This is a genomic window from Eggerthella timonensis, from assembly GCF_900184265.1.
GTDB classification, from domain to species: domain Bacteria; phylum Actinomycetota; class Coriobacteriia; order Coriobacteriales; family Eggerthellaceae; genus Eggerthella; species Eggerthella timonensis.
Genome location: NZ_FXXA01000002.1, coordinates 335560 through 354614, shown reverse-complemented (window position 1 = coordinate 354614; position 19055 = coordinate 335560). Strand labels below are relative to the sequence as shown.

Genomic DNA, 19055 nt, shown 5'->3' with positions numbered 1-19055 from the left:
TGCCATGAACTCGAAGAAGCTTCGCACCATCGTGGCGGCTGCGGTATTCGCCGTGCTGTCGATAGGCCTGATCGCCGGCGTGAGCATGGGTACGCTTTCGGGCTTCGGCTGGGAGACGTTCTCGGCGCTGTGCCCACTGGGGGCGCTGGCCACCATGATCGCCACGAAGACGGTCGTGCCGCGCGCGGTGGTGTCGATCGTCATCATGGCCGCGCTCGTGTTGGTGGCGGGACGTGCATTCTGCGGGTGGATATGTCCCGTGCCGCTGCTCGACCGGGTGCGCGGGTTCTTCCGCTCGCCGAAGAAGCGCAAGGCGATCGAGCAGGAGAAACGCTCGGAGATGCTGGGCATCGCGAAGAGCGAGCTGGGTTGTTCGAGCGGGCACGACTGTGCCAGTTGCCCGTCGTGCAAGGAGAAGCGCACGAAGCTGGACTCGCGCCACTGCGTGCTGGGCGGCGCGCTGCTGTCCACCGCCGTCTTCGGCTTCCCGGTGTTCTGCCTCGTGTGTCCCATCGGGTTGACGTTCGCCACCGTGCTGGTGGTGTGGCGCCTGTTCGCTGCGGGCGACATGACGTGGTCGGTGGTGCTCATCCCGCTGCTGCTGGTGGTGGAGATCGTGTTTTTGCGCAAGTGGTGCACGCGGTTCTGCCCTATGGCGGGCCTCATGAACCTCGCGTCGCGTTTCAGCAAGACGTGGCGACCGGTGATCGACGAGTCGAAATGCCTGGAGACGGCGAGCGGCGTCGCGTGCAGCGCGTGCGCCATGGCGTGCGAGGCCGACATCAACCTGCGGCATCCCGATTTCGGCGAGCGCACGTTGGCTGACTGCACCCGATGCCGCGCCTGCGTGGACGCATGTCCGGCGAAGGCGGTCAGCATGCCGTTCGTGGTGAAGCGAAGCGAGGGGGCGGCGGTTGGCACGGTGACGTTGGCGGAAGTCGATGAGGAACGGGTGGAGCCGTGAGCGAGAGCGGGCGCTCCCGGGGAGCGCGGAGCGTCGTCGGCGTGTTCGACGGCGTTGCGAGCGAGGCGATCATCGTGCATCAGGAGCGGTGCGCGAAGGTGCGCAATCGCAACGTCGCGTGTTTGAAGTGCGCCGACGCCTGCACGTCGGGCTGCTTCGCGCTGGTTGACGGGGAGTTGGCGGTCGACGCGTCGAAGTGCGTGGGCTGCGGCACGTGCGCGACCGTGTGTCCCACGTGCGCACTGGAGGCGCGCAATCCCAGCGACGCGCAGCTGATGCAGGCGTGCCTGAGCGCTCGGGTTGGCGATGAGGCGGTGGTGGCGTGCGTGCAGCTGTGCCGGGCGGCCGGCGCCTTGCTCGACGAAGGACGCGCTGCGCAGGTGGTGTGCTTGGGGCGTGTGGAGGAGTCGCTGGTCACCGGGCTGGCGGCTGCCGGCGTGCAGCGCGTGCGGTTGGCGTGCGGCGACTGCTCGCGCTGCGAGCAGCGGCATGGCGCGGCGACGGCGCGCCTGGTGGCGGATACGTCGAACTCCCTGCTTGAAGCTTGGGGCAGCGACGCGCAGGTCGAGGTGGTGGAGGGCGTGCCCGCAAGCGCGTGCGCCGAGGGGGTCGCAGCCGACGAGGCGGCGGCCGCGGTCGCAGCGTACTTCGCCGAACGTCGGGGCAGCGAGCGCGTGGGGGCGGTGCCGGTCGATCCTGCGGCTGCGGCTGCGCCCGGTCCTGCGGCTGCGGTCGATCCTGCGGCTGCGGGCTCCGTTGCGCTTCCGCGCGTCATGAAGGACGGCACGCTGCCCCATTTCGTTCCCGACCGCCGCGAGGCGCTGCTTGGGAATCTGGCGCAGCTTGGAGCCCCCGTGCGGCCGAGCGTCGCGACCCGGTTGTGGGGCTGCGTGGTGATCGACGGGCGCGCGTGCTCGTCGTGCCGCATGTGCGCGACGTTCTGTCCGACGGGGGCCATCCGCAAGTTCGACTGCGATGACGGCACTATGGGCGTCGACCACGTACCGAGCGACTGCGTGAAGTGCGGAAGCTGTCGCGACGTGTGTCCCGAAGATGCCATTCAGCTGCTCGACGACGTTCGCGCGGAGTACCTGCTGGACGGGCGCGTGCACCACTACGTCATGACGCCGCGGCCGGTGGAGTTGGGCACCGCCCAGCAGATGGTGGACACCATGCGCCTTCGCATGCAAGGATCAGACATTTTCGAAAGGTAAGCGCTCCGTCATCCTCTTCGCTCAGGAGCGCTGTGCCCCGGCCCCAGCCTACCGGAACCCCCTCCTCCGGTAGGCTGGGGCTGTGTTTTTGTTCCGGGGCGATCGGCCGCGCCGGTTTTCGGGCCGGTTCTGCAAGTTTTTCGACTTTGTGGCAAGCCGGTTCATCGGGTCGATGGTTCTCATCAGGTGTTTTGGGGGTACGGCAACAGGGGGTAACGAAATATGTCGAAGCGGCAAAAGGAAAACCCCTGGTCAAGCTTCGCCGGGCGTGCCACAAAGTCGAAAAACTTGCAGAAGTGCCGTCGTTTCCGACATTCAGCGCGCGAGAGAGCTTTCCGGATCGCGGGCGGCGACGGCCGTGGTAGTACTGTGGCGCTTTCGATCGCCACCGAGTTGGGCCCTTTGATTCCGACTTCCATCCAGTCAGAACGACGAGGGAGCATCCCTCCCTCGTCGGCTGGCCGGGGCTTTCTACCAGTGGCAGACTACGACGTCGCCGGACTGGATGATGTTGAAGAGGTCGGCCGCCGAGCCGACGGGGAGGTTCACGCAGCCGTGGCTGCCGCGACCCTGCTGGTACAGCGTGCCGCCGAACGCGGCCTGCCAGTCGGCATCGTGCAGGCCGATGACGTTGCCGACGAAAGGCATCCAGTAGCGTACCGTGGACTCGTACTTCGAGCCGTCGAGGTTCGTGCCCTTGAGCACCGAGGGGCTGGCCTTCTGATTGAGCCAGAAGACGCCCGTCGGGGTGTTGTGCGCACCGTTCGGCGTGCCGCTGACGCACGGTGCTTCCCAGATGAGCGCGCCGGTTTCGTCGTAGAAGCGCACGTACTGCTCCGACAGGTCGATGTCGCAGTAGCGCGCCGACCAATCCTGCGCGCCTGCGCCGTTGTAAGCCGTGCCGGTAGTTTGGCAGGGGATGTCGACGGCGCCCACGGTGCCGTTCGCCACGCCTTCCTTCACAAGGCTGACGAGCGCGTCGCCGTCGGTCAGCCAGCCGTACGGGCCGCCGGCGACCGTGATCACTTTGCCGTCGGGGCGCGTGTAGGTGCGCTCGGTTCCCACGGTGTCGCAGGCTGCTTCCAGCTCCTTCGCCCAAGCGACGAGCGCTTCCTCGTCGAGCGAGGGCGCGAGGTTCTCGTCGAAGCTGATCCACGTAGAGACGAGGGCGGGGTTGACCTCGGCGGCCACGTCGCCTCCCATCATGAGCTGCATGTTGGCTTTGATCAGCTGGTTCGCCGCTTCGGCAGCCGCTTGCAACTTGGGATCCGTGGCGGGCACGGCCGGCTGCTGGAGTTCGTCCGCCGTCAGCTTCACGGTGGGCTGCACCGAGGCGATGGCCCCGCCGATGGCTTTGGTCACCGCGTCCGCGTCGAGCGCGGTGCCGGTCGACTCGGGTTGCACGGCGAAGGCGTCCTTCTGCTCGTCGAAGGCGACGACGGCGTCGGTCGGCGGCGTGGCCGTGGCGTTGAACTCGTCGACGGCAGCGCGTACGACAGCTCCGAGACTGCCGCCTTTGGAAGATGCCGTGAGGCTGTCGGTCTCGTCGTGCGAGCGCGCGACCTCGAGCGGCCACAGCCAGGGGTTCGTGTTGCCGAGCGCGGCTGCCGTGATGGCTTCGCTGTCGAACGAGACGCCGGCGTCTTGCGCGGAGAGCTTCAGCGAGAAGCCCTGCCCCGTCACCGTCACGGCGTAGTCGCTCAGGGCGTCGTCGAGCGTAGCTTGCACCTCGGCGGCCGTTTGCAGCGACACGTCGTGCTTGCCCAGCGTGGTGTTGGGCATGAAGCGCCCGGAGAAGTAGATGCCGCCGGCAACGTAGGCGATCAGCAGCAAGCCGACGAGGGAGCCGATCGCGATGCCGATGATTTTCGGTGCGGAAAGGCGTCGACGGGCGGGTTGGTCGGGAAGGTTGGCGTGCCCGGGCGTCGGGTCAGTGGGTGCAGCGTGTTTCATGTGGCGTCCTGGCTGGATGTGGTGAGCTTGCATCGTTCCTGTTGAGCGCATTGCCCATTCTAAAGGAAACCAGCGTGAGACGATAGGGTGAGTTGTTTCATCACGGTAATCGGTTGAAGCCGGTTGGTGCAGCGTATATAATACAGGCGAGCCGCAGGGAGGTGGTGCTCCCCACGGCTCTCGGACTCGCTTCGGCGGTTCGGATGTTATTGTGGTCCCGGTTCGTCCTCTTGGGACGACCGGGGCGTATCTTTCGACAGCGCTTGAAGCGCGAGCGCAGCCGCCCCGACCATCAGGCTGCCGAAAGCCACCATCAAGCCGAGAACCTGCAAGACTACCCCGATAAGATCCAGCAATATACCATTCATAGAGGACACCCCCTTCCGTTGTCTAGAATCGGAAATGGATGTAAAGAGGGTGCGATCCTCCCCGCCTGGCGGGTTCGTGCTTCCCAGTATAACGACCCCGTCTTATGCGCAGATGGCGCACATCCAGCGCAGAGCTTTCTCGATCTTACGCGCATCCAACGGGTTTCCCACGCGGATTCCACGCGGGTTGCCTCCGGATCCAGCGCGGTTTATACGTGCTTTGCCGCGAAATCCAGCGGGTTTTCACCGTCGTTTGACGGCGGCATCGCGCAACGTCGGATGTTTCACGTGAAACATCCGAGGGAGGAGGGTTGGCGGGGAGGGCTACGTGAAACATCCGAGGGAGGAGGGTTGGCGGGGAGGGCTCGGCGAAGGGGGCACTGCGAAGGGGGCTCTACGAGAAGGGCTCGGCGAAGGGGGGTACCGCGAAGGGGGCGCCGTGGCGCGCCCGGCAGCCGGATCGGCCGCAGCGACGGGGAGGGCTACGTTTCTCGTTCGGGATCGTCTTCGATCAGGAGGCCTTCCGCTCCCTGGCGCTTCTTCTCGGCGCGCAAGGGAAGGTATTCGCTGATCACGATACCGACGAAGATGAGGGCGAAGCCGGCGAACAGCGGGCCGGTGAGGATCTCGCCTAAAAACAGCACCGAGAACGTCACGCCGAACACCGACTCGGTGGCCAGGAACAGGGACGCAGGCGCGGGGTCGACGTGGGCGACCGCGAAGTTCTGCAAAAGCAGCGCGATGCATGAGGCGAACACGGCCAGGTACCCCAGGCTCATCCAGGTATCGAGTCCCAGGCTGGCGAACGCGGGCATCGGCTCGAACGCGAGCCCGGCTGCGAATCCCAGCACGCCGGCCACGAGGAACTGCACGACGGTGAGCAGCGTCATGTCGCGCCCGCGCGCGTACTTCGCGGTGTACAGCACGTGCAGGCTGAGGAAGAGCGCCGACAGCAGCGTGATGAAGTCGCCGAAGCGCAGCGAGAATCCCGACATCCCCGCGAACGACACGCAGCCCACGCCGGCCACGCATACAAGCGCGGCGGCGATGTTGAAGCGCGTCGGGCGCGGCCCGCGCAGCGCCCACCCCAAGAACGGGATGATCACGCAGTACAGTGACGTGAGGAACGAGCTGTTCGAGGCGGTGGTGTCGGTGAGGCCCGTCGAGTTCGCCCAGTACGACAGGAACAGGAACACGCCCAGGACGGCGCCCTTCTTCAGGTGATCGAGGTCGAGAACGCGACGAAACCGTGGGAGCATGATGATGCCCAAGAGGATGCCGGCCGCGGTGAAGCGCACGCCTACGAGCCATGCAGGTGGGAACTCGTCGACGGTCGACTTGATGACGACGGTTCCCAGACCCCAGATGGCGGCTGCCACCAGGAGGAACGCTTTGTACATCCAGAGCGGGTGCGAGGTATGTTTCACGATGTGAGCCATAGCGCAGCATCATAGCATGCGCGCGTCCGCTCCGCCTCTGCGAAAGCCCGCTTACTCCTCGAACAGCGCGATGACGTCGGCTTTGGAGTGCGCGCCCAGCTTCGCGTACAGGTGTCGCACGTGCGTCTTCACCGTGTTCTGCGACAAAAACAGTTCCTGCTCGATCTCGGCCCGGCTCTTCCGCTGCGCTATCAGGCCCATGATTTCGGCCTCGCGCGCGGTCAGCTCGTAGCGCACGGCCAGGTCGTCGCAGCGCGTCATGAACCGCTCGCGCGGCCCCGGCACGTGCAGCCGGTCGGCCAGCGACAGCCCCGACGCTCCCCAGTCGCCGTTCACGGACTTCTCGCTCATCCAGATGACCACGCATACCAGCACCAACACGATGCCGGCGAGCGCAAACCCCACGAGCGTCATCGGATCGGTCAGCAGATCAGTCTGCCACAGAGCGCGGCGCACCATGATGCCCGCGAATAACGCGGTCTCGCTCGACGCGCGTGCGATGGCGAACAGCCGTAGGCTGGGAACCTCGAAGCGATAGCAGATGTTCGCCAGCATAAGCAGCACAAAGAACGTGAACCACACGTAGGCGAATCGCATGAGCACGGACACGACGTATCCTTGCATGGGTGCGACGAAGGGGACGATGGCGAACGCGACGATGGAAACCGGCAGCCCTACCTTCGCCAGAAAACGCGCGTCGAAACGATCGCGCTTGGCGATGGCCATTACGAGGATGACGATGCCGACAATGCCGGTAGCCGCAACGCGGTGGATGGCTCCGACGTACTCCGTTGCCGAGAGGAAAGCTCCCGAGAAGCTGGACAGCAGGCCGGCAATGGCCATGATGACGATGAGCTTCCAGGGGATAGGGTATCGCACGCCTTTCGGTACGGAGCGCTCGGCGGGCAGCAGGCGGAAGCTCAGCTGCGCGCACGCGAGCGACGCGAGGGGTAGGGCCGCGGTTGCGATGACGCCGAACGGCGCCTCCATCGTGCCGATCACAAACGACGCTGCGGCGGCTGCAATACAGGACAGCGCGCCGTACATGAGCGTACGCGTGGCTCCCATCTGGCTGTACGCTTCGGCCCACAGGCAGAATAACACTGCTCCGCCTACGGCGGTGACGATGCTCACGGGGATGATGAACGCTTCGCCGGCCTGACCGGGGATGAGCACGAGGCCCACGGCAGCGGTGCCGATCGCCGTGAGCGCGACTGCCGTCCACGAGAATGCTTTGCGTCGGCTCAGCCGGCCGATACGAGGCGCGAGTAAGGCGAACACGAGGAATGTGCCGATGTCGCCGATGCGCATACCGGTATCGAACGCCGTACGCAGCGCAGGGTCGAACACGCCACCCGGAAAGATGGTCGCAACGTGCGTGCAGCACAGCCAGGCGATGAGCAAACCCATCCCCAAGAACCGCAGCGGATACATCAGCGCGGACAACGGTTCGTCGTCACCGGCTTGGTCTGCGGGTGCCAACGCGCGCACCACATCGCTTGACTTCATCGAAACCTCCTGTTCGTCGTGCCATTGTACCAGGGGTGAACGCAGGGGTGAACGCGGATTCACCCCTGCGCTGCGCAGTTCACCCGCGACAAACCGCCTGATGCAGGGCATGCTTGCTCCAGCGCCTCGGGAGGGCGCGGCACCGGGCCTCCGGGCAGGTGCATCGTAGATCTCTAGGAGGGATTCACATGAACGCAATGAAGAGCGGCCTTTCTCGTCGAAGCTTCCTGACGCTGGGCGGCGTAGCGGCCCTTGGCGGCGCGGCTGCGCTTGCCGGGTGCGCCCCGCAAGCGGCGAGCAGCGCGAACGCCGATGCGAAGAACGCCGACGACGCGGCTTCCACGATGCAGACGGCCGACCAGACGAAGGAGTGCGACATCGCCATCGTGGGCGCGGGCGGCGCGGGCCTGTGGGCTGCGGTCGAGGCCGTGCGCGCCGGCAAGAGCGTCGTCGTCATCGAGAAGGGCGGCAACGTGGGCGTGGCGAACGGCTCGCTGGCGGGCGGCCCTTTTATGGTGGGCTCGAAGCTGCAGCAGGAAGCCGGCGTCGAGTTCACGGTGGAAGAGGCGTTCAACCATATCATGGAGTACGCCCACTGGTCCACGAACGCTGCGGCAATCAAGGCGGCCGTCGCCATCTCGGGCGAGACGGTGGACCAGTTCACCGACGACTTCGGCGTGCCAACGGGCATGCGTCCCGACAACTACGGCGCGGGCCACGCCTCCGTGCGCGCGAACTTCCAGGGCGACACCGACGCGCAGGTGCGCGGCGAGGAGCGCATGAAACCGCTGCAGGAGTTCGTTGAAAGCAAAGGCGGCGAGTTCCTGTTCAACACGGCGGGCAAGCGTCTCATCATGGAGGATGGCACCTGCACGGGCGTGCAGTGCGAGGGCGACGGCGTGATCGACGTGAAGGCGAAGGCGGTCATCGTGGCCACCGGCGGCTTCCTGGGCAACGTCGACATGATGCGCGAGAAGTTTGGCACCTTCGTGAACCCGCTGGGCAACGTGCTGTCCGTGGGCGAGGGCATCGACATGGTGCAGGCTGCGGGCGGCCAGCTGTCCACGCAGTGGGGCATCGCGGGCAACGAGTTCACCGGCTCGAACCAGAAAGCCGACGGCCTGTACGACCGCAAGAGCGCCGCGTTCACCATCGGCATCTACGGCACGCTGCTCGTGAACAACCAGGGACGCCGCTTCTCGAACGAGGGCAAGTTCGCGAACTTGCCGCTGGCGCTGGGCGGGGCCATCTCGCTCGTGGGCGGCAAGTACTACGCGGTGGTCGACCAGGCGTACGTCGACGGCCTGAACGCGGGCACCGACGCGTGGACGCTGTGCGGCGCCGACGAGGAGAACTGGCGCACCGGCATGATGACGCTGAAGGGCAAGCCGCTGGAGAACGTCCAGGGCAGCATCGACGAGGCCGTGAACGCCGGCTGGGCCTTCAAGGCCGACAGCATCGAGGCGCTCGCCGAGGCCATCGAGGCGCCTGAGCTGGTAGAGACGCTCGACGAGTACAACGGCTACTGCGCCGATGGCAAGGACGAGCAGTTCTACAAGCCGGCCTGCTTCCTGCAGCCGGTGACCACGGGACCGTTCTACGCCTTCCAGTACGAGCCCAGCGCGTGGGTGACCATCGGCGGCATCCGCACGAACGACCGCCTGCAGGCCATCGACGGCGAGGGCGTGGCCATTCCTGGCCTGTACGTGGCCGGCGCCGACAACGGCACGCTGATGAGCGCGCCGTACTGCGACTACGAGGGCTACTCGCTCATGTGCGCGTACTGCGGCGGCCGTCTGGCCGGTCAGTACGCGGTCGAGACAATCGACGCATAAAACGCTTGCGGCGCCGCGTCCTGTGAGGGCGCGGCGCCGACCGCTCAACCAACTCGTTGAGACGCGAGCGCTTCCCCTCCCTCCGCGCCGCGTCCCCTTCATGGTGCCGCCCCGGCTTGCGCAAGCCGGGCGGTCTCGCTATGTGCTGCATCTGGTCGCCGGCAGTGCGAAATTTGGCAGGAATTTGGGGGTGGGTAAATCAGATGCTCCGGAAAGCGAACACACGGTCCGCGTATCTTCGCATAATGCCTGGTCGGCTTTTACGCAGGGCCTCCCTTTTCGAAGTGAGTCTCGTCTAATATTTACTTAACTCGATATTTTTGCCACATTCGGCACCTCGGAGCGATCGGTTGCCGTGCGGTCGATTCGGCTCGCAATGCCCCGCCGTGCCGGTTCGCCATCCGCTCGGTGACCGTTGGGCGACGGGGGCGTTCCCGCAGATGCGCCATGCTACGCTGGGCTGTCGAAGACGGCGGTTGAGCAGGCGATCGAGGAGGTGCGGGATGCCCACGCTGAAAGAGGTGGCGCAGGTGGCCGTGGAAGCGCGGCGCGACAAGGGCTCCGGCTCGGGAAAGCGTCTGCGCGAGATCGAGCGCATCCTGCGGCATCATCGCGTGCTGTCGGGGCTCACGCCGCAGGAGGCGACCAGCTTGCTGGAGGACCTCGGCCCCACGTTCGTGAAGATGGGGCAGATCGCAGCGAATCGCAGCGACGTGATTCCCCCCGCGTACGCCGACGCGTTCAAGCGCCTGCGCGCCGACGTGCCGCCCATGCCGTTCTCAACCGTGATCAGCACCATCGAAGCGTCGCTTGGCCATCCGTGGCAAGAGACGTTCTCGTGCATCGAAGAGCGGCCGTTGGGATCGGCCTCCATCGCGCAGGTGCACAAGGCGCGCCTCGCGCCGCACGCGGTGGGCGATGCGGGAGCGGGCGGCGGCACCCCTGCCGCGCCGCTGCCGCCCGACGCCCCGTCCCCGGGGTCGTACGTGGCCATCAAGGTGCGCCGACCGAACGTGGTCGAGCAGATGACGCAGGACCTGGCGCTCATCCGCCAAGCCGTCGCGCTCGTGGGCCTGACGCGCGCGACCGACGGCATCAAGCTGTCCCTCGACGACCTGGTCGCCGAGCTCGAGCGCACCACGCATCAGGAACTCGATTTCTGCATCGAGCAACACAACCTCGTGCGGTTTCGCCAGTTCCTCAGCGACCAGCCCGGTGTGGAAAGCCCGCGACCGTATCCGCACATGAGCTCGGACGACGTGCTGGTCATGGACTTCGTCGAGGGCCCCATGATCAACGACGTTCGCGCCCTGCGGCAGCGGGGGATCGACCCGGCGAAGCTGGGCCAACGCCTCGCCGAAAGCTACGTGACGCAGATCGTGGACAACGGCTTCTTCCACGCCGACCCGCACCCCGGCAACATCCTCGTGCGCGGCGACGACATCGTGTGGATCGACCTCGGCATGGTGGGCGAACTGTCGGCGCTCGAGCGCGCGCTCATCGGGCGCATGTTCCGCGCGGTGGCCGAGAACGACGCCTACGCGCTCATGGAGGCGCTGCTGGGCGCCGCACGCGCAGAAGGGTCGGTCGATCATGGTCGGCTGCTCAGCCAGCTGGGCAACCTGCTGGTGTCGTACACCACGGTGAACCTGGCCGACATCAACGTGGGATCGGCGCTCATGGACGTGTTCGGCGTGCTGCGGTCGCAGAACCTGGCCCTACCGCCGTCGTTCACGCTGCTGGCGCGCGGCATGGTCACCATCGAAGGCGTGCTCGTGGACATCGCGCCCGACACGAGCGTTATCGGCATCATCAGCGAGCACGTGAAAAAACGTGCGCGCACGTGGGCGTCGGTCGAGACGAAAGCGCGCGAACTTGCCTCGAGCGCCCTATCGTCGGCCGAAGCCGCGGTGCACCTGCCCACCCAAACGTCCCATACCCTCGACATGGTGAATCGCGGTCAGATCCGCGTCGGGGCCGACCTCGGCATCCCCAACGACGCCATCGCCGCGCTCTACTCCGTCAGCGGCACCGTGGCCATGGCGCTCATCTCCGCCGGCCTGTTCATCGGCTCCAGCCTGCTGGCCACCACGAACATGCATCCCCAACTGCTGGGCGTCCCCCTGCTCGGCGTGCTGGGCTACCTGGGCGCCTTCGCGCTGGGAGCCTACGTGGTCTGGCGCAACCTCCTCATCCGCCATCGGCAAAAGAATGAGGAGAAGGTGTAGGAAAAGCTGCCGACCTGTTACTGCTGATCGGCGAGCTGCTTGAGAGCATCCATGTCCATTCGGTAGTACGTTTTTCGCCCTTCCTTTTGCGCGATGAGCACGCCGCGTTCCTTGAAGGGTGCGAGTCTCTTGTACATTGTCTGCCTTGACGCGTCGAACGTGAAGGTGAGCTCTGCCATGGTGATGCCGTTGAATGCGAACAGCGCGGCGGTCACAAGAACGCTGGCGATTTCGATGGCCTTCTCATCACTCGCAAACACGATCTCAGCCATCTTCTCGCCCTGCTCGAGCATGTTTCGAAGCTCCCTGAGAGAGTTGCGCATGCTTTCCATGGCAGAAACGATTATTTCCGAAAACGCTATTACGAACGGAGTCAGATCGCCCTTGTTCAAAGGGTGCTCGCAGACAGTGTAGCCCTTATAGTATTTCTCGATATCCTGTTTTACGGCATAGGAAAGTCGGAATCCGATTAACGGCTCGTACTCTTTCGACAAGACGTAGCTGCTGATAAATCTGTTTGTCCTGCCGTTTCCGTCGTAAAAGGGGTGGATATAGCCGAAAAGGAAGTGGAACAGCGATACGCGAGCGATGGGCTCGATATCCGTATTGTTTAGGATGTTCAGCGCTTTTTCGAGGCAAAGCGTGATTTTCGATTCGGGCTCCATTCCCTTGTGGATGGGGATTCCGGTGGCATCGCATACCGATACAGGGCCTCTTCTAAAGAGGTTTCCGTCGGGAACGTGATCTGGATTGTCGCGCGTGACTTCGTCCAAGACCAAGTCATCGTATATGCTCCTGACGTCTTCGCAGATGCGTATGGGTATGTCTTCCTCGCGACTGAGCATTTGGTACTTTTGAACAAGACCGTGGAATCGTCCGCGCTTGTCGTTTTCTTCCAATCGTTCGAGGACATCTCCGATTTCGCGCCGTGTGGATCGTACGCCTTCGATTTCGTTGGTGATAACGATCTCGTCAATAAGGTTCGATTCTCGGTAGCTTTGTATCGCTTTTCCAGGCAAAGAGAGAATGAGCCGGTAGATGTCTTTATCGATTTTTGCAGCAGTGATTGCTGCCTGGTAGATTTCCGGAGTCATGACGAAGAACGCAGGGCTTCCGGATACGTCGAAGCCGATTTTATGCGACTGATCGGAATTGAATCTGGCTTCGTATTCGGTGGCGTACGATTCGGGATAGCCGTGGAAGATTTTCCTTAAATCGCGATACGTCATGTGTTTCCTTCTTTAACTCATATCGATCAATATGCTCTAATAGAGTTAAAATTGTACTATATTATTAACTCTATTAGATGCAGAACGATGAATTGAGTTAACGTTACAACAAAAACGGACGGTTCGCGCTCGGTGCGAACCGTCCGTGAAATGCGCGGCGTGCGTGCTTCGCGTTACGCGAACACCACGATGGATGCGGGGTCCTTGATACGCAGGGCGGCCGTCTCCATGATGCGGAACGTGTGGTTGAAGTCCGCGAGCTCCAGGTAGCCTACCGACAGGTCCAGGCCGACGGCGAGGTCGAGGTACTCGGGCTCGGCGCACACGAGCACGGCCTTGCCGGGACCCATGACGCTGGTCATGTACACGTTGTCGCCGATGAGCTTCTTGATGCGGTCGATTTCCAGCAGGCCGGTGTTCGGCTGCAGGCGCTGCAAGTCGAGGAACAGGTCGGGCGATACCACGAGGGCGTAGCGGCCGAGGTAGCCGGTTTTGGCCAGCTGCGCCACGCCGGCGGTGACGTCGGAGAAGCTGTTCTCGCCCTGGGCCCAGTCGCCCTTCTTGATCTTCGCCGAACCCTTCACGGTGAGCAGGCCGTCGGCGCCGAGGGCCTTGTTGCCGTTGAGGATGAGGTCGTCTTCGCGACGCGATGCCTTCTTCGCGGCGGCGATGGCCACCGAGAGGTCGAGCGGGTAGCCGGTTTGGGCGGCGTACTCCATGTCGCGGCTGAGCAGGGTGAAGTCTTCGTAGAACAGCGGCAGCTCAAGCTGCGTGCGGCCGACGATGCGGCCGATGCCGTCCTCGAGCACCTCTTCCTTGTTCACGCCGTCGACGGCCACCGTGGTCACGCCGGCGCCGAGCGGGCCGAACACCTTGAGGAAGCGGCGGCAGGTCAGCTGGTTGCGAGCCGTTCCGATAACGGTGTCGTCGATGCGGTTCCACAGCTCGACCGAGAGGTCGGCTGATTCACGAGCGAGGTAGTCCATGGGGGACTCCTTTCAAACGGGGCGCTGCGATGGGGGGCAGTTCGTGCGAACCATGGCGCACGAACGAATGTTTCACGTGAAACATTCGTCCTCCATCAGCGGAAACGGTTAGGACAGGTCGCCGACGGTGGGAGCGGGGGCGGGCTCGGCCGGCGCCGGGGCGATCTCGCCGTCGGTCTTGATGCCGAGCTCGGCCAGCTTCTCCTGCACTTCGCCTTCGCCCTCCAGGAAGAACTCCGTCTCCGTGGGATCGAGGTGGCGCATCAGCGTGATGAGCTCGCCCATGTGAGCCTTCTCCTCGTCGCGGATGTCGGCGAGCACGGCCTTGGCGGCGGGATCGTCGGTGGCCTGGTAGTGGGCGTCGTACAGGAAGATGGCTTCAAGCTCGCCGGCGATGTCGATGCGAAGCGCCTGCATGAGCTCGGCATTCGTCATCTTGCGATCGACGTTGCCGGCGAACGGGTTGGGGAAACTGGGCATAAGGTCCCTCTCTTTCGTATAACGGTGTAACGCTCTTCTCCTGCTCGATATGATACTCCGATTATCAGGGTTGATGTATTACGATAGGGTTATTATTGAGAATAGTTCTCAATAAATACACGTTAAATCGAAAGAGAAGGGGATTCGATGAAATAGTAGGACTCCAGCAGATAGGCCTGGTCGTACTTCTCGGCGAGCGCGTGCAGCTTGCGTTTCGCCGCGCGCTGGTTGCCTTGCGCCATGAGGCGCTCGAACGACGCTCGCTCGCGCGGGGTGGCGTGGCCCGACAGGTAACCCCACACGTGCTGGGCGGCGTTGCGAAACGATCCGGGCTCCACCGGCTTTGCGAGCGCACGTTCGACCGTTTCATAGAACGGGATGGCCGGCCACGTGCGCTTGTCCTTGAGCAGTGTGCGCAAGGCCAGGTAAGCGGTCTGGTCGTGCTCGAGCACCGCGTATTTGTAGCGTGCCCACTCCCGTTCGAGTTCGGCGAAACGGCCGCGTTCGCTTGTGCTCAGGATGCACTTGAGGGCCGAGAGGTTCTTGTCCTTCACTTCGAGCATGATGTCGGGCATGCCGAAACATGCGCCGCTTTCGTCCCCCGCGCTTCCCGCGTCGGTTCGGTGCGCTTCGAGTTCTCGGTAGAACGCGAGGAAGGGTTCCAGCTCGATGGAGTCGGTGTGGCTGCCCAGCCTGCGACCGGGGGCTTGCTGGGCATAGTGCATTTTCTGCACGCCGTCCTCGGGCTTCCAGGTTGCGGCCGCCGCGTCCAGCAGCGTGCGCCAGTCCGGCGCGTCGGGCTCGTGGTGCAGCTCGTGGTGGAGGATGTCGAACACCATGGGTGCCCCGGTGGTGCGGCTGAGCGAGAGCACGTCTTGTGCGGTGAAGAGCCGATCGTCGTTCTCGATGACGAGTCGTCGGCGCACGGCGGAGGGGAGCGTGCCGTATGCGCTGGCGAACCGTTCGAGCGAGCGCAGCTTGTCGCCGTACGCGCCTCCTACATGTAGGACGATCTTGGCGGTTGCGTCCATCTCGAGCGCGTCGAGAAACGCCGCATGGTACGCCAGATCGAGTTTCGCGCGCTCCACCACGTCGGCGTCGGGCGAGTTCAACACCGTGTATTGCCCCGGGTGCATGCTCAGTCGGATGCGGTGGCGCCGCGCCTTGCGTCCGAGCGCAGCCAGCTGCGGCTCGAAGTCGCGCACCCAGTCGAGCGCGTTCACGGGGCTCGAGCCGAAGGGGATCACGTCCGAGCTGACGCGGAACAGGTGGATCCCGTTTTTCGCCTGGTAGTCGAGCGCGGCATCGAGGGCGCGCAAGTTGCCGTCGATGACTTGGGTCAAGCGTTCGGGCGTGGCAAGCCGCTGCACCACCGATTGCATACGCGCGGCGGGCACCGCCAGCGTCTTCGATGCGTAGCCGATGCTCACGATGCCTCCCTCCGATACGGTTGCCGCGCTTCGTCGGCTCCCATCATACGCGGAATCGATGCGGAACAGGATGCGAGCGCCCAACCCTCGAGACACGACAGCGTGACAGCTGCGCCTACGCTGTCGCAGCCTCTCCCTCGGCGCTGCGCTTCGCCAGCTTCCGGTACGCCACCACGCCTGCCGCCGCCAGTACCACGGTGAGCGCCGCCACGAGCGCTGCGCCCGCGTAATTGCCGTCGCCGAAGGCGCCTGCGGCCAGCGTGGACGAGACGATGGAGGGAATGCGTCCCACCGTGGTGAGGGCGACGATGCGCCCGATAGAGCTCGAACCCAGCCCCGCCACATAGGTGAGCAGGTCTTTCGGCGTGCCGGGGATGAGGAAGCACAGGAACAGCAGCAGCTCGAAGCGCCTCGCGTCGCGCAGCCAGCGCATCGAGGTGATCTTGTCGGGCGAGAAGAACAGGCCGACGATGCGCATGCCGAACGTGCGCACGAGCGCCATGACCGCCGCCGTCCCCAGCGCGCTGGCCACGAGGCACCACAGCGTGCCTTCCCAGAAGCCGAACGCGTACCCTGCGCCCAGCTCAAGCGGTTCGCCGGGCAAGAACGCGAACACGACTTGCGCCATGTTCGCCAGCACGAAGACGATGCGGCTCATCCATCCCGCCTCGTCTACCCACGCGCGGAAGCGCGGGGCATCGGCCACGAACGAAAGCAGCTCGGGGCCGTAGGTGACGCAGAGCGCGACCAGCCCCGCCGTCACCGCCAGCAGCCCGACGATCACGGCGGCGCGTTTCCTGACGAGCGAGCGCCGGTCCTCGTCGGGGGTACGGTGTATCTCGGCAGCCTCGGCGAGGGGCGCGTGCTGGGCGCGCAGGGAGGCGACGTCTTCCATGGGATGCTCCGTTTCTCGGGTGCGTTCGGTACGCTTCCGATGGTACGAAGCAAATATCTACCGGCTGTCTACGTCTGCGCACAAATCCAAAGAGAATCGCGCGACCACCCGCGCCCCTCCCGTTTCGCGGTTTTGCAGCGCGAGGCTGCCGCCGTGCTTTTCGCACATGAGCGACGCGATGTTCAGACCCAACCCGAAGTGCTCGGCCGAGGGAACCTCGCTGAAGAAGGGAGCGCATCCTCGCTCGAGCGCTGTGGGCGTGAAGCCCGGGCCGTCGTCCTCCACGATGAGCACGAGCGCTCCGTCCTGCACATCGATGCGCGCATCCACCTGCGAGGACGCATACCGCATCGCGTTGTTCAGCAGGTTGTCGGCCACCTCGCCGACGATGGCCTGATCCACGCACAGCCTTGGCCGCTCGCGGTCGCACCGCGGGCTGACCGATAGGGCGAACGTGCGGTCGGCGCAGGCTGCAAGCCCTGTGCCGGCATCGTTAACCATGCCGGCCACGTTGTCGAACGCGACCATGTGCGCGACCACGGCGCGGTCTTCCAGCTTTTGCAGGCCGCTCATGGCCTGCACGTAGCGTTCGAGGCGCTCCACCTGCGCAGCCAACGAGGCGACGGATGCCGCTAACCGATCGGCGGGCACGTCGCCCGCTTGCACGCGCCCTTCGAGCAGTTCGATCTTGCCCTTGAGGATGGTGAGCGGCGTGCGCAAATCGTGCGCGAACGCGGCGTTCAGGCGCTTGCGCTCCTCGGCCGTGCGCCATAGCGCGCGCTGCGATTCGGCCAGCGAGGCGCGCATGGCCTCGAACGATGTGGCGAGATGTCCCAGCTCGTCGTCGCGATCGTACGACACCGAGAACTCGAGGTTCTGCTCGGCGATGTTCTTCGCCGCCCCGTCGAGCACGGAGAACCCGGGTTCGAGACGCTGGCCGAAGAAGCGCCGCGCGGCGGCGAAGATGCACAGGCCGAACCACAGGGGGAACATGAGGAAGGTCAGCATTCCGAAGGCGGCCGACAGCGCTTGCGCTTCGTCTGACGGGGGCGTGTTCAGATAGTAGCCCACCGCCGACGTGAGCAGACCGACAGTGTCGCCATCCTGGTCGCCGCCGCTGAAGAACGACGCATAGGGGCTGTCGGGGTTGGCGGCAAGCCAGGCATCGAACCGCTCGCGTGCCAACGCGTCGTAGGCGGGCAGCTCGTCGGGCGTGAGCTCGACGTTTTCGGGGAGTTCCGGCAGATCGGACGTTCCGGGCGTCTCGATGCTGAAGGAGTCGCCCTCGTCGCTGGCCGATCCGTACAGGTACGTGGTCCCCGGCGCATATTGGTAGTCGCTCGCATCGGTTATCTCGACGAGCGAGGACAGGTCGGCAAGAGGCATCTCGGTCACGTCGCCGCGCACGGTTTGGACGAACACGCTGCTGCCGTTCTCGTCGATCTCCACGGCGCGCGCGGGAACGAGCATCTCGTCCTGGGCATCGAAGAGATACAGCCCCGACACCTCGTACGCGTCCTCGGTCGCCGCATGCTGCAGCGCGCTGAACACGCCGGCCGTCACGGTGGACATCACCAGCGCGAGCAGCAGGAACCCCAGCATGTACACCATGAACGAGGTTTTGAGCGACGCGTTGCGCCAACGCTCCCGCAGCGAGTCGAGGCGGGAGCTCATGCGCGCCACCGGTATCCCATGCCCCACACGGTTTCCACCGGGTCGGGCGCGGCTCCTGCTGCGGCCAGCTTCTTGCGGATGCGTCGGATGTGCTCGGTCACCACTTGGGAATCGCTTTCGTTCTCCCAGCCGCCCACGCGCTCGTGGATGCGGTCGCGTTCGAACACCTGGCCGGGATGCTTCGACAGGAATGCGACGATATCGAACTCGCGGCGCGTCAGATCCACAGCCTGTCCGGCCACCGTCACGATGCGGGAACGGTAGTCGATGGCGATGTCGCCGTCGAAGCGCACCTCGGCGCGCACGTGCTGACGGTTGTCGCGGGCGAGGTGCGCCTTCACGCGCGCGCCCAGCACGGCCAGCGAGAACGGTTTCAGCACGTAGTCGTCGGCGCCGGCCTCGAAACCCTCCAGCGCATCGACGTCCTCGACGCGCGCGGTGAGGAATAGGATGGGGCAGGTGAGGTGCTCGCGCAGACGGCGGCATACGGCGTAGCCGTCCAAGAGCGGCATGCCCACGTCGAGCACGATGAGGTCGGGGTTCTGCTCGGCGCGCTTGAGCGCCGACGCACCATCGCCGGCAGTGAGCACGCGGTAGCCCAGGCCCGTGAAATACTCGTCCAGCAGCGCGACGATTTCCGGTTCGTCGTCGACCACGAGCAACGTGGTCTCGCCGCCCCGCTCGATCGCCGCTGTCTCTTGTTCGCTCACCGCTTCGCTCCTCTGCATGCTCGCTCATCGTCGCACATGCGGCGAAGCATAGCACGAGAATATCAAGAAACCATCAACGCATTCGAGCGGGGTGCGCTATCCGCTGTGGTCGCGCGTGATCCTTCGGCCCCGACGGCTTCG

14 protein-coding genes are annotated in these 19055 nt (G+C 64.8%); 4 read left to right on the top strand and 10 right to left on the bottom strand.

Annotated features, from left to right (window positions below):
* The first annotated feature begins 4 nt into the window (after positions 1-4).
* Together C1A15_RS01535 and C1A15_RS01530 are read left to right on the top strand one after the other, a co-directional pair.
* Positions 5-964, top strand: a complete 960-nt coding sequence (locus C1A15_RS01535; RefSeq protein ID WP_101720945.1) for a 4Fe-4S binding protein — start codon at positions 5-7, stop codon at positions 962-964.
* Complete coding sequence (locus C1A15_RS01530) at positions 961-2178, top strand: 4Fe-4S binding protein (protein ID WP_101720944.1); 1218 nt, start codon at positions 961-963, stop codon at positions 2176-2178. The genes C1A15_RS01535 and C1A15_RS01530 overlap by 4 nt, the downstream gene beginning before the upstream one ends.
* Positions 2179-2649: 471 nt before the next feature.
* Here the strand turns inward: C1A15_RS01530 and C1A15_RS01525 are convergent, their stop codons facing one another.
* The 3 genes from C1A15_RS01525 to C1A15_RS01510 all read right to left on the bottom strand — a co-directional run bounded on the left by C1A15_RS01525 (position 2650) and on the right by C1A15_RS01510 (position 7447).
* Positions 2650-4131 carry a L,D-transpeptidase family protein gene (locus C1A15_RS01525; RefSeq protein ID WP_101720943.1) on the bottom strand — a complete coding sequence of 494 codons (1482 nt, stop codon included), beginning with the start codon at positions 4129-4131 and terminating at the stop codon, positions 2650-2652.
* A gap of 850 nt (positions 4132-4981) precedes the next feature.
* Positions 4982-5938: a DMT family transporter gene (locus C1A15_RS01515; protein WP_101720941.1), complete on the bottom strand. Its 957-nt coding sequence runs from the start codon at positions 5936-5938 to the stop codon at positions 4982-4984.
* A gap of 51 nt (positions 5939-5989) precedes the next feature.
* On the bottom strand, positions 5990-7447 hold the full coding sequence (locus C1A15_RS01510; RefSeq protein WP_101720940.1) for a helix-turn-helix transcriptional regulator: 1458 nt from the start codon (positions 7445-7447) through the stop codon (positions 5990-5992).
* Positions 7448-7635: 188 nt separating this feature from the next.
* On the opposite strand from C1A15_RS01510, the gene C1A15_RS01505 reads away from it, so the two are divergent.
* Positions 7636-9282: an FAD-dependent oxidoreductase gene (locus C1A15_RS01505; RefSeq protein ID WP_101720939.1), complete on the top strand. Its 1647-nt coding sequence runs from the start codon at positions 7636-7638 to the stop codon at positions 9280-9282.
* 503 nt (positions 9283-9785) lie between these two features.
* The gene (locus C1A15_RS01500; RefSeq protein ID WP_101720938.1) at positions 9786-11510 is read left to right on the top strand and encodes an ABC1 kinase family protein; all 1725 of its coding nucleotides are present in this window, start codon (positions 9786-9788) and stop codon (positions 11508-11510) included.
* Positions 11511-11527: 17 nt separating this feature from the next.
* On the opposite strand, the gene C1A15_RS01495 is transcribed toward C1A15_RS01500, so the two are convergent.
* The 7 genes from C1A15_RS01495 to C1A15_RS01465 all read right to left on the bottom strand — a co-directional run bounded on the left by C1A15_RS01495 (position 11528) and on the right by C1A15_RS01465 (position 18914).
* Positions 11528-12739, bottom strand: coding sequence for a Fic family protein (locus tag C1A15_RS01495; RefSeq protein WP_101720937.1), 1212 nt, complete (start codon positions 12737-12739; stop codon positions 11528-11530).
* A 173-nt stretch (positions 12740-12912) separates the two neighbouring features.
* The gene (locus C1A15_RS01490; RefSeq protein ID WP_101720936.1) at positions 12913-13725 is read right to left on the bottom strand and encodes a family 1 encapsulin nanocompartment shell protein; all 813 of its coding nucleotides are present in this window, start codon (positions 13723-13725) and stop codon (positions 12913-12915) included.
* A 108-nt stretch (positions 13726-13833) separates the two neighbouring features.
* Complete coding sequence (locus tag C1A15_RS01485) at positions 13834-14205, bottom strand: demethoxyubiquinone hydroxylase family protein (RefSeq protein WP_101720935.1); 372 nt, start codon at positions 14203-14205, stop codon at positions 13834-13836.
* Between the two features lie 122 nt (positions 14206-14327).
* Positions 14328-15635: a UV DNA damage repair endonuclease UvsE gene (gene uvsE, locus C1A15_RS01480; RefSeq protein ID WP_101720934.1), complete on the bottom strand. Its 1308-nt coding sequence runs from the start codon at positions 15633-15635 to the stop codon at positions 14328-14330.
* A 115-nt stretch (positions 15636-15750) separates the two neighbouring features.
* Positions 15751-16530: a TVP38/TMEM64 family protein gene (locus C1A15_RS01475; RefSeq protein ID WP_101720933.1), complete on the bottom strand. Its 780-nt coding sequence runs from the start codon at positions 16528-16530 to the stop codon at positions 15751-15753.
* A gap of 57 nt (positions 16531-16587) precedes the next feature.
* Complete coding sequence (locus C1A15_RS01470) at positions 16588-18231, bottom strand: HAMP domain-containing sensor histidine kinase (protein WP_245864869.1); 1644 nt, start codon at positions 18229-18231, stop codon at positions 16588-16590.
* On the bottom strand, positions 18201-18914 hold the full coding sequence (locus C1A15_RS01465) for a response regulator transcription factor (RefSeq protein ID WP_101720932.1): 714 nt from the start codon (positions 18912-18914) through the stop codon (positions 18201-18203). The genes C1A15_RS01470 and C1A15_RS01465 overlap by 31 nt, the downstream gene beginning before the upstream one ends.
* Positions 18915-19055: the final 141 nt, after the last annotated feature.

Coding starts and splice junctions, on each gene's coding strand:
- C1A15_RS01535 (WP_101720945.1), top strand. CDS start 5: ATGAACTCGAAGAAGCTTCGCACCATCGTGGCGGCTGCGGTATTCGCC.
- C1A15_RS01525 (WP_101720943.1), bottom strand. CDS start 4,131: ATGAAACACGCTGCACCCACTGACCCGACGCCCGGGCACGCCAACCTT.
- C1A15_RS01515 (WP_101720941.1), bottom strand. CDS start 5,938: ATGGCTCACATCGTGAAACATACCTCGCACCCGCTCTGGATGTACAAA.
- C1A15_RS01510 (WP_101720940.1), bottom strand. CDS start 7,447: ATGAAGTCAAGCGATGTGGTGCGCGCGTTGGCACCCGCAGACCAAGCC.
- C1A15_RS01505 (WP_101720939.1), top strand. CDS start 7,636: ATGAACGCAATGAAGAGCGGCCTTTCTCGTCGAAGCTTCCTGACGCTG.
- C1A15_RS01500 (WP_101720938.1), top strand. CDS start 9,786: ATGCCCACGCTGAAAGAGGTGGCGCAGGTGGCCGTGGAAGCGCGGCGC.
- C1A15_RS01495 (WP_101720937.1), bottom strand. CDS start 12,739: ATGACGTATCGCGATTTAAGGAAAATCTTCCACGGCTATCCCGAATCG.
- C1A15_RS01490 (WP_101720936.1), bottom strand. CDS start 13,725: ATGGACTACCTCGCTCGTGAATCAGCCGACCTCTCGGTCGAGCTGTGG.
- C1A15_RS01485 (WP_101720935.1), bottom strand. CDS start 14,205: ATGCCCAGTTTCCCCAACCCGTTCGCCGGCAACGTCGATCGCAAGATG.
- C1A15_RS01475 (WP_101720933.1), bottom strand. CDS start 16,530: ATGGAAGACGTCGCCTCCCTGCGCGCCCAGCACGCGCCCCTCGCCGAG.